The organism is Pseudomonas putida, from assembly GCF_025905425.1.
GTDB classification, from domain to species: Bacteria; Pseudomonadota; Gammaproteobacteria; order Pseudomonadales; family Pseudomonadaceae; genus Aquipseudomonas; species Aquipseudomonas putida_AF.
Genome location: NZ_CP109603.1, coordinates 4,715,602 through 4,724,419, shown reverse-complemented (window position 1 = coordinate 4,724,419; position 8,818 = coordinate 4,715,602). Strand labels below are relative to the sequence as shown.

Below are 8,818 nucleotides of genomic sequence, written 5' to 3'. Positions count from 1 at the left end.
GGGAACAGCCTGGAGTCTGAAATCCAATGCAAAATCAGCAAATCCGAATCAGGTTGAAGGCTTTCGACCATCGCCTGATCGACCAATCCACCCAGGAAATCGTGGAAACCGCGAAACGTACTGGTGCACAAGTGCGTGGTCCAATTCCACTGCCTACCCGCAAAGAGCGTTTCACCGTTCTGGTCTCCCCGCACGTCAACAAAGACGCGCGTGACCAGTACGAGATTCGCACTCATAAGCGTGTTCTGGACATCGTCCAGCCAACGGATAAAACCGTTGACGCGCTGATGAAGCTTGATCTCGCGGCAGGTGTGGAAGTGCAGATCAGCCTCGGCTAAGACTTCGGTCTTGTCCGTGTAACGCTCTGAAATGGGCGGCCATAGCGGGTGAAAGCCCCGTACACTCATGAGGTTACAACATGACTATTGGTGTAGTCGGTCGTAAATGCGGTATGACCCGCGTTTTCACCGAAGAAGGTGTCTCCATTCCGGTCACGGTCATTGAGATCGAGCCGAATCGCGTCACCCAGTTCAAGACTGAAGAAACCGATGGCTACCGTGCAGTGCAAGTCACTGTCGGCGAGCGTCGTGCTTCGCGTGTGACTGCTGCTCAAGCTGGTCACTTCGCTAAAGCGAACGTTGCCGCTGGTCGCGGTGTCTGGGAGTTCCGCCTTGAAGAAGGCGAGTTCCAGGCTGGCGACTCGATCAAAGCTGAACTCTTCACTGCAGGCCAGCTGGTAGACGTTACTGGTCAGTCCAAAGGTAAAGGCTTCGCCGGTACCATCAAGCGCTGGAACTTCCGTGGTCAGGACAACACCCACGGTAACTCCGTGTCGCACCGTGTCCCAGGCTCCATCGGCCAGTGCCAGACTCCTGGTCGTGTGTTCAAGGGCAAGAAAATGTCCGGTCACATGGGCGCCGAGCGCGTGACTGTTCAGTCCCTGGAAGTAGTTCGCGTAGACGCTGAACGCAACCTGCTGCTGATCAAGGGTGCCGTTCCTGGCGCTACTGGCGGCGACGTGGTTGTACGTCCGGCTGTCAAGGCTCGCGGTTAAGGGGAAACTGACATGCAACTTAATGTAAATGACGCTCAGGCGATCGAAGTTTCCGAACTGACTTTCGGTGGCGAATTCAACGAGACGCTGGTTCACCAAGCAGTCGTGGCCTACATGGCCGGCGGCCGTCAGGGCACCAAGCAGCAAAAGACCCGTTCCGACGTGGCTGGTGGCGGTAAGCGCCCATGGCGTCAGAAGGGTACTGGCCGTGCTCGTGCTGGTACCACTCGTGGTCCGATCTGGCGTGGCGGTGGTGTTACCTTCGCAGCTCGCCCTCAAGATCACTCGCAGAAGCTCAACAAGAAGATGTATCGCGCAGCTCTGCGCTCCATCCTCGCTGAGCTGGTGCGTAGCGACCGTCTGGTCGTGGTTCAGGACTTCGCTGTTGAAGCACCGAAAACCAAAGATCTGCTGAACAAGCTGAACGGCATGGGTCTGAGCGACGTTCTGATCGTTTCGGACGCTGTTGATCAGAACCTGTACCTGGCTGCTCGCAACCTGCCGCACGTCGATGTACGTGACGTTCAAGGTTCCGACCCGGTCAGTCTGATCGCATACGAGAAAGTGTTGATCACTGTCTCGGCCGTGAAGAAATTCGAGGAGCTGCTGGGATGAACCAGGAACGCGTATTCAAAGTCCTCCTTGGCCCGCACGTTTCCGAGAAGGCTACCGTTCTGGCTGAGAAAAAAGGCCAGTTCGTATTCAAGGTTGCTACCGACGCAACCAAGCTGGAAATCAAGAAAGCTGTCGAAGGCCTGTTCAACGTAAAAGTTGAAAACGTGTCGACTGTTAACGTTCTGGGTAAAACCAAGCGTACCGCACGTGGTCTGGGCAAGCGTAATGACTGGAAGAAGGCGATTGTCTCCCTTCAGCCAGGCCAAGATCTCGATTTCAGCAGCAGTGCTGAGTAAGGAAGGGGTGCATCATGGCAATCGTTAAATGCAAACCGACTTCCCCTGGCCGCCGTTTCGTGGTCAAGGTGGTCAACAAGGAGCTCCACAAGGGCGCTCCTCACGCACCGCTGCTCGAGAAGAAATCGAAGTCTGGTGGTCGTAACAACAATGGCCGCATTACCACTCGTCACGTTGGTGGTGGTCACAAGCAGCATTACCGTCTGGTCGACTTCCGTCGCAACGACAAAGATGGCATCCCAGCCACTGTCGAGCGTATCGAATACGATCCAAACCGTACTGCTCACATCGCCCTGCTGTGCTACGCAGACGGTGAGCGTCGCTACATCATCGCCCCTAAAGGCGTGAGCGCTGGCGACCAGCTGATCGCAGGCGCACTGGCCCCAATCAAGGCCGGTAACTCCCTGCAGCTGCGCAACATTCCAGTAGGTAGCACCATTCACGGCGTCGAACTGAAGCCGGGTAAAGGTGCTCAGATCGCTCGTTCCGCTGGTGCTTCGGCTCAGCTGATCGCTCGTGACGGCGTCTACGTGACTCTGCGTCTGCGCTCCGGTGAGATGCGTAAAGTACTGGCTGAGTGCCGTGCGACCCTGGGCGAAGTCTCGAACTCCGAGCACAGCCTGCGCTCGCTGGGTAAAGCTGGTGCCAAACGCTGGCGCGGCGTTCGCCCAACCGTTCGTGGTGTTGCCATGAACCCGGTTGACCACCCACATGGTGGTGGTGAAGGTCGTACCTCCGGTGGTCGTCATCCGGTATCGCCATGGGGCTTCCCAACCAAGGGTGCTAAAACCCGTGGTAATAAGCGTACCGACAACATGATCGTCCGTCGTCGCAAGTAACTAGAGGGATACGACAGTGCCACGTTCTCTGAAAAAAGGTCCTTTTATCGATCTTCACCTGTTGAAGAAGGTCGAAGTGGCGGTGGAGAAGAACGATCGCAAGCCAGTTAAAACCTGGTCGCGTCGCTCGATGATCCTGCCACAAATGGTCGGTCTGACCATCGCGGTTCACAACGGTCGCCAACATGTTCCAGTTCTCGTGAACGAAGACATGGTCGGCCACAAACTGGGCGAGTTCGCCGGTACCCGCACCTATCGCGGGCACGTGGCTGACAAGAAAGCCAAGCGTTAAGGGGTAAGGAAATGGAAGTAGCCGCTAAGTTGTCGGGCGCTCGCATCTCCGCCCAGAAAGCCCGCTTGGTCGCCGACCAGATCCGCGGGAAGAAGGTGGGCGAAGCGCTCAACCTGTTGGCCTTCAGCAGCAAAAAAGCCGCTGAAATCATGAAGAAAGTCCTCGAGTCGGCCGTTGCCAACGCCGAACACAACGAAGGCGCAGACGTTGATGACCTGAAGGTCTCCACCGTCTTCGTCAACGAAGGGCGTTCGCTGAAGCGCATCATGCCACGTGCCAAAGGCCGTGCTGATCGCATCGTCAAGCGGTCTTGCCATATCACTGTCAAGGTTGCGGACAAGTAACGGAGTCGATCAGATGGGTCAGAAAGTACATCCCACTGGCATTCGCCTGGGAATCGTCAAGGAGCACACCTCCGTCTGGTACGCAGACGGTGCTACTTACGCAGATTACCTGTTGAAGGATCTGAAAACGCGTGAGTACCTCCAAGACAAACTAAAAAGCGCGTCCGTAAGCCGTATCGATATTCATCGTCCGGCTCAAACAGCACGCATCACCATCCACACTGCTCGTCCCGGTATCGTTATCGGTAAGAAAGGTGAGGATGTCGAGAAGCTGCGTCAGGACCTGACCAAGCAGATGGGTGTGCCTGTGCACATCAACATCGAAGAGATCCGCAAGCCGGAACTCGACGCTATGCTGGTTGCGCAGAGCGTAGCTCAGCAGCTGGAACGCCGCGTAATGTTCCGTCGCGCCATGAAGCGCGCCGTACAGAACGCCATGCGTATTGGTGCCAAGGGCATCAAGATCCAGGTGAGCGGTCGTCTCGGCGGCGCCGAGATTGCTCGTACCGAGTGGTATCGCGAAGGTCGTGTGCCTCTGCACACCCTGCGTGCCGATATCGACTACAACACCTACGAAGCTCACACCACTTACGGTGTGATCGGTGTGAAGGTTTGGATCTTCAAAGGCGAAGTTATTGGTGGTCGCCAAGAAGAACTGAAACCACAAGCACCAGCGCCTCGTAAAAAAGCTGCTAAGTAAGGGGTACGCCAAATGTTGCAACCAAAGCGTACAAAATTCCGCAAGCAGATGACTGGCCACAACCGTGGTCTGGCACTGCGCGGTAGCAAAGTCAGCTTCGGCGAGTTCGCCCTGAAAGCTGTTGCTCGCGGTCGCCTCACCGCCCGCCAGATCGAGTCGGCACGTCGTGCTCTGACCCGTCACGTTAAACGTGGCGGCAAGATCTGGATCCGTGTCTTCCCGGACAAGCCGATCTCCAAAAAACCTCTCGAGGTTCGTATGGGTAAAGGTAAGGGCTCCGTGGAATACTGGGTTGCCCAGATCCAGCCAGGCAAAGTCCTGTACGAGATCGAGGGTGTTTCTGAAGAGCTGGCGCGCGAAGCTTTCGCCCTGGCTGCTGCAAAGCTGCCTCTCGCCACCTCCTTTGTTAAGCGGACGGTGATGTGATGAAAGCGAATGAACTTCGTGAAAAATCGGCACAGCAGCTGAACGAGCAACTGCTCGGCTTGCTGCGCGACCAGTTCAATCTGCGTATGCAGAAAGCAACTGGCCAGTTGGGGCAGTCGCACCTGCTCTCGCAAGTTAAGCGTGACATCGCTCGCGTGAAAACTGTGCTCAACCAGCAGGCAGGTAAGTGATCATGGCTGAAGCTGAAAAAACCGTCCGTACGCTGACTGGCCGTGTCGTCAGCGACAAAATGGACAAGACCATCACCGTTCTGATCGAGCGTCGCGTAAAGCACCCGATCTACGGTAAATACGTTAAGCGTTCGACTAAGCTGCACGCGCACGACGAAACCAACCAGTGCAAGATCGGCGACAAGGTTTCGATTACCGAAACCCGTCCGCTGGCCAAGACCAAGTCCTGGGCACTGGTTGAAGTCCTCGAACGCGCTGTTGAAGTCTAAGGGCTAGGGGTCGGAGAAATTTTATGATTCAGACTCAATCCATGCTCGATGTGGCCGATAACAGCGGCGCTCGTCGCGTCATGTGCATCAAGGTACTCGGCGGTTCGCACCGCCGTTACGCCGGCATCGGTGACATCATCAAAGTAACCGTCAAGGAAGCAATTCCGCGCGGTAAGGTCAAAAAAGGCCAGGTGATGACTGCTGTTGTCGTCCGTACCCGTCACGGTGTACGTCGCGCTGACGGTTCCATCATTCGTTTCGACGGCAACGCTGCTGTTCTGCTGAACAACAAGCAAGAGCCGATCGGCACTCGCATCTTCGGGCCAGTGACCCGTGAACTTCGTACTGAGAAGTTCATGAAGATCGTCTCGCTCGCCCCTGAAGTGCTGTAAGGAGATCCGACATGCAAAAGATTCGTCGTGACGACGAGATCATCGTGATCGCCGGCAAAGACAAAGGTAAGCGCGGTAAGGTGCTGAAGGTTCTCGCTGATGACCGTCTGGTTATCGGTGGCGTGAACCTGGTCAAGCGTCATACCAAGCCTAACCCGATGGCGGGCGTTCAGGGCGGTATCGTCGAGAAAGAAGCGCCTCTGCACGCTTCCAACGTTGCCATCTTCAACGGCGAAACCAACAAGGCTGACCGCGTTGGTTTCAAAGTAGAAGACGGTAAGAAAATTCGTGTCTTCAAGTCGACCCAAAAAGCGGTTGATGCTTGAACACTGCTAGGTAGAAGACCATGGCACGACTGAAAGAGATTTACCGGAACGAAATCGCTCCCAAGCTTAAGGAAGAACTTAAGCTGTCGAACGTGATGGAAGTTCCGCGCGTTACCAAAATCACCCTGAACATGGGTCTGGGCGAAGCGATCGGCGACAAAAAAGTCATCGAGCACGCTGTTGCCGACCTGGAAAAGATCACCGGTCAAAAGCCGGTCGTGACTTTCGCTCGTAAATCCATCGCGGGCTTCAAAGTCCGTGAAGGATGGCCGATCGGCGTCAAGGTGACCCTGCGTAGCGACAAGATGTACGAATTCCTGGACCGCCTGCTGGCGATCTCCCTGCCTCGGGTTCGCGACTTCCGCGGCCTGAATGCCAAGTCCTTCGATGGCCGTGGCAACTACAGCATGGGCGTGAAAGAGCAGATCATCTTCCCGGAAATCGATTACGACAAGATCGATGCTCTGCGCGGTTTGGACATCACCCTGACCACCACTGCTCGTTCGGATGACGAAGGCCGCGCTCTGCTGCGTGCTTTCAAATTCCCGTTCCGCAACTGATTGGAGTAGGAAAATGGCCAAGAAGAGCATGAAAAACCGCGAGCTGAAGCGTCAGCTCACGGTAGCCAAGTTCGCCAAAAAGCGTGCTGAGCTGAAAGCGACCATCGTCAACCTGAACGCCTCTCCAGAAGAGCGTTTCGCTGCCGTTGTCGCTCTGCAGAAGCAGCCACGTGATGCCAGCGCTGCGCGTCTGCGCAACCGTTGCCGCCTGACCGGTCGTCCTCACGGTGTATACCGTAAGTTCGGCCTGGGCCGTAACATGCTGCGTCAAGCGGCAATGCGTGGTGACGTACCAGGTCTGGTCAAGGCCTCCTGGTAATCGCTGCAGGTGTGATCCCGGCGCAAGGGGAGCAATCTTCCGACCGCCGGTGACCTCACCAACAAACAAGCCCCTATATGGGGCTTGTTTCGTTTCTGCCTTGTGTCTAGAATGACCGGCTCACCTGAGCCTGGGTTTTTTACCCAATCCGCTCGGGTGGTTGTGATAGCCGCAAGGCTAATAATTCTTGTATCAGGAGCATCTAGCCCATGAGTATGCAGGACCCGTTAGCGGACATGCTAACTCGCATCCGTAATGCCCAGATGGCTGAAAAGTCCGTCGTAAGCATGCCTTCCTCTACCCTGAAGGTCGCGGTTGCCAAAGTTCTGAAGGATGAAGGTTACATCGCTGGCTACCAAGTCAGTGGCGAAGCCAAGCCCTCCCTGTCGATCGAACTGAAGTACTTCGAAGGCCGTCCGGTCATCGAGGAACTGAAGCGCTCCAGCCGTCCAGGCCTGCGCCAGTACAAGGCCGTCACCGATCTGCCGAAAGTTCGTGGCGGTCTGGGCGTGTCTATTGTCTCCACCAACAAAGGTGTGATGACTGATCGCGCTGCGCGCGCTGCCGGTGTCGGCGGCGAAGTTCTCTGCACAGTGTTCTAAGGGGGGATAGACATGTCTCGCGTCGCTAAGAACCCCGTTAAGCTGCCATCCGGTGTCGAAGTCAAATTCGCCGGCCAGCAGCTTTCGGTGAAGGGTGCCAAAGGCACTCTCGAACTGAACGTTCACTCGTCTGTTGAAGTTACCGAAGAGTCTGGTGAGCTGCGTTTCGTCGCTCGCAATGGTGACCAGCAAGCTCGCGCCATGGCCGGTACTACCCGCGCTCTGGTCAACAACATGGTCCAGGGCGTAAGCCAAGGCTTCGAGCGCAAGCTCCAGCTGGTCGGTGTTGGTTACAAGGCACAGGCCAAGGGCACCATCCTGAACCTGGCCCTGGGCTTCTCGCACCCAGTGGACTACGAACTGCCAGCCGGTATCACCGCTGAAACGCCTAGCCAGACCGACATCCTGATTAAGGGTATCGACAAGCAGCTGGTAGGTCAGGTGGCCGCTGAAATCCGCGACTTCCGTCCGCCAGAGCCTTACAAAGGTAAAGGTGTGCGTTACGCGGACGAAGTAGTCCGTCGTAAAGAAGCCAAGAAGAAGTAGGGCCTAGCAAATGACCGACAAAAAAGTTACTCGACTGCGTCGCGCTCGCAAAGCACGCCTCAAGATGCACGAACTCGAAGTCGTGCGCCTGTGCGTGTTCCGCTCCTCGCAGCACATCTATGCCCAGGTCATTTCGGCCGACGGCAGCAAGGTTCTGGCAAGCGCCTCGACCTTGGACAAAGACCTGCGTGATGGCGCCACTGGCAACATCGACGCGGCCACTAAGGTTGGCAAGCTGGTAGCTGAGCGTGCGAAAGCCGCCGGTGTATCTCAAGTTGCCTTTGACCGTTCCGGCTTCAAGTACCATGGCCGCGTCAAAGCGCTGGCTGATGCTGCTCGTGAAGGCGGGCTGGAGTTCTAAGTTATGGCAAATAACGATCAAAAGCGCGACGAAGGCTACATCGAGAAGCTGGTTCAAGTTAACCGCGTTGCCAAGACCGTAAAAGGCGGCCGTATCTTCACCTTCACCGCGTTGACCGTGGTTGGTGATGGTAAAGGTCGTGTCGGCTTCGGCCGTGGCAAGTCGCGCGAAGTACCTGCCGCGATCCAGAAAGCCATGGAAGCTGCTCGTCGCAACATGATCCAGGTTGACCTGAAGGGCACCACCCTGCAGTACGCCACCAAGGCTGCCCACGGCGCCTCGAAGGTTTACATGCAGCCTGCTTCGGAAGGTACCGGTATCATCGCCGGCGGCGCCATGCGTGCTGTCCTGGAAGTTGCTGGTGTTCAGAACGTCCTGGCCAAGTGCTACGGTTCGACCAACCCAGTGAACGTGGTTTACGCCACCTTCAAGGGTCTGAAAGCCATGCAATCTCCTGAGTCCATTGCTGCCAAGCGCGGCAAGAGCGTTGAGGAGATCTTCTGATCATGGCAACCGTTAAAGTAACGCTGATCAAGTCCGTCTCGGGCCGCATTCCTAACCACAAACTGTGCGTTAAAGGTCTGGGTCTGCGTCGCATCGGTCACACTGTAGAAGTCCAGGATACTCCCGAGAATCGCGGGATGATCAACAAGGCTTACTACATGCTGCGCGTCGAGGGTTAATCG

General features: G+C 56.2%; 20 protein-coding genes. All 20 read left to right on the top strand.

Features of this window, described 5'->3' with window-relative positions:
- Positions 1–26: 26 nt before the first annotated feature.
- The 20 genes from rpsJ to rpmD all read left to right on the top strand — a co-directional run bounded on the left by rpsJ (position 27) and on the right by rpmD (position 8,815).
- The gene (gene rpsJ, locus OGV19_RS21335) at positions 27–338 is read left to right on the top strand and encodes a 30S ribosomal protein S10 (protein ID WP_003186070.1); all 312 of its coding nucleotides are present in this window, start codon (positions 27–29) and stop codon (positions 336–338) included.
- An 80-nt stretch (positions 339–418) separates the two neighbouring features.
- The gene (gene rplC, locus OGV19_RS21330) at positions 419–1,054 is read left to right on the top strand and encodes a 50S ribosomal protein L3 (protein ID WP_027594871.1); all 636 of its coding nucleotides are present in this window, start codon (positions 419–421) and stop codon (positions 1,052–1,054) included.
- A 12-nt stretch (positions 1,055–1,066) separates the two neighbouring features.
- On the top strand, positions 1,067–1,669 hold the full coding sequence (rplD, locus tag OGV19_RS21325; RefSeq protein WP_003255485.1) for a 50S ribosomal protein L4: 603 nt from the start codon (positions 1,067–1,069) through the stop codon (positions 1,667–1,669).
- The gene (gene rplW / locus OGV19_RS21320; RefSeq protein ID WP_003255484.1) at positions 1,666–1,965 is read left to right on the top strand and encodes a 50S ribosomal protein L23; all 300 of its coding nucleotides are present in this window, start codon (positions 1,666–1,668) and stop codon (positions 1,963–1,965) included. The genes rplD and rplW overlap by 4 nt, the downstream gene beginning before the upstream one ends.
- A 14-nt stretch (positions 1,966–1,979) precedes the next feature.
- Entirely contained in the window at positions 1,980–2,804 is an 825-nt protein-coding gene (gene rplB / locus OGV19_RS21315; RefSeq protein WP_008089816.1) for a 50S ribosomal protein L2, read from the top strand.
- A gap of 16 nt (positions 2,805–2,820) precedes the next feature.
- On the top strand, positions 2,821–3,096 hold the full coding sequence (rpsS, locus tag OGV19_RS21310) for a 30S ribosomal protein S19 (RefSeq protein ID WP_003255482.1): 276 nt from the start codon (positions 2,821–2,823) through the stop codon (positions 3,094–3,096).
- Positions 3,097–3,107: 11 nt separating this feature from the next.
- The gene (gene rplV / locus OGV19_RS21305; protein WP_003103908.1) at positions 3,108–3,440 is read left to right on the top strand and encodes a 50S ribosomal protein L22; all 333 of its coding nucleotides are present in this window, start codon (positions 3,108–3,110) and stop codon (positions 3,438–3,440) included.
- A 13-nt stretch (positions 3,441–3,453) separates the two neighbouring features.
- On the top strand, positions 3,454–4,140 hold the full coding sequence (rpsC, locus tag OGV19_RS21300) for a 30S ribosomal protein S3 (protein ID WP_003255481.1): 687 nt from the start codon (positions 3,454–3,456) through the stop codon (positions 4,138–4,140).
- Positions 4,141–4,152: 12 nt separating this feature from the next.
- Entirely contained in the window at positions 4,153–4,566 is a 414-nt protein-coding gene (gene rplP, locus OGV19_RS21295; protein WP_003255479.1) for a 50S ribosomal protein L16, read from the top strand.
- The gene (gene rpmC / locus OGV19_RS21290) at positions 4,566–4,757 is read left to right on the top strand and encodes a 50S ribosomal protein L29 (RefSeq protein WP_002555481.1); all 192 of its coding nucleotides are present in this window, start codon (positions 4,566–4,568) and stop codon (positions 4,755–4,757) included. Before rplP ends, rpmC begins: the two co-directional genes overlap by 1 nt.
- Positions 4,758–4,759: 2 nt before the next feature.
- Positions 4,760–5,026: a 30S ribosomal protein S17 gene (gene rpsQ / locus OGV19_RS21285; protein ID WP_023534981.1), complete on the top strand. Its 267-nt coding sequence runs from the start codon at positions 4,760–4,762 to the stop codon at positions 5,024–5,026.
- A 23-nt stretch (positions 5,027–5,049) separates the two neighbouring features.
- The gene (gene rplN / locus OGV19_RS21280; RefSeq protein WP_002555479.1) at positions 5,050–5,418 is read left to right on the top strand and encodes a 50S ribosomal protein L14; all 369 of its coding nucleotides are present in this window, start codon (positions 5,050–5,052) and stop codon (positions 5,416–5,418) included.
- Between the two features lie 11 nt (positions 5,419–5,429).
- Positions 5,430–5,744, top strand: coding sequence for a 50S ribosomal protein L24 (gene rplX, locus OGV19_RS21275; protein WP_003255476.1), 315 nt, complete (start codon positions 5,430–5,432; stop codon positions 5,742–5,744).
- A 20-nt stretch (positions 5,745–5,764) separates the two neighbouring features.
- Positions 5,765–6,304, top strand: coding sequence for a 50S ribosomal protein L5 (gene rplE / locus OGV19_RS21270; RefSeq protein WP_003255474.1), 540 nt, complete (start codon positions 5,765–5,767; stop codon positions 6,302–6,304).
- A gap of 13 nt (positions 6,305–6,317) precedes the next feature.
- Positions 6,318–6,623: a 30S ribosomal protein S14 gene (gene rpsN, locus OGV19_RS21265; protein ID WP_012316516.1), complete on the top strand. Its 306-nt coding sequence runs from the start codon at positions 6,318–6,320 to the stop codon at positions 6,621–6,623.
- Positions 6,624–6,832: 209 nt separating this feature from the next.
- Positions 6,833–7,225, top strand: coding sequence for a 30S ribosomal protein S8 (gene rpsH, locus OGV19_RS21260; RefSeq protein WP_027594873.1), 393 nt, complete (start codon positions 6,833–6,835; stop codon positions 7,223–7,225).
- A 12-nt stretch (positions 7,226–7,237) separates the two neighbouring features.
- Positions 7,238–7,771, top strand: coding sequence for a 50S ribosomal protein L6 (gene rplF / locus OGV19_RS21255; RefSeq protein WP_027594874.1), 534 nt, complete (start codon positions 7,238–7,240; stop codon positions 7,769–7,771).
- 10 nt (positions 7,772–7,781) lie between these two features.
- Positions 7,782–8,132: a 50S ribosomal protein L18 gene (gene rplR, locus OGV19_RS21250; RefSeq protein ID WP_008089801.1), complete on the top strand. Its 351-nt coding sequence runs from the start codon at positions 7,782–7,784 to the stop codon at positions 8,130–8,132.
- A gap of 3 nt (positions 8,133–8,135) precedes the next feature.
- On the top strand, positions 8,136–8,636 hold the full coding sequence (gene rpsE, locus OGV19_RS21245; protein ID WP_003255465.1) for a 30S ribosomal protein S5: 501 nt from the start codon (positions 8,136–8,138) through the stop codon (positions 8,634–8,636).
- Positions 8,637–8,638: 2 nt separating this feature from the next.
- Positions 8,639–8,815: a 50S ribosomal protein L30 gene (rpmD, locus tag OGV19_RS21240; RefSeq protein WP_008089798.1), complete on the top strand. Its 177-nt coding sequence runs from the start codon at positions 8,639–8,641 to the stop codon at positions 8,813–8,815.
- The last annotated feature ends 3 nt before the right edge of the window (positions 8,816–8,818 follow it).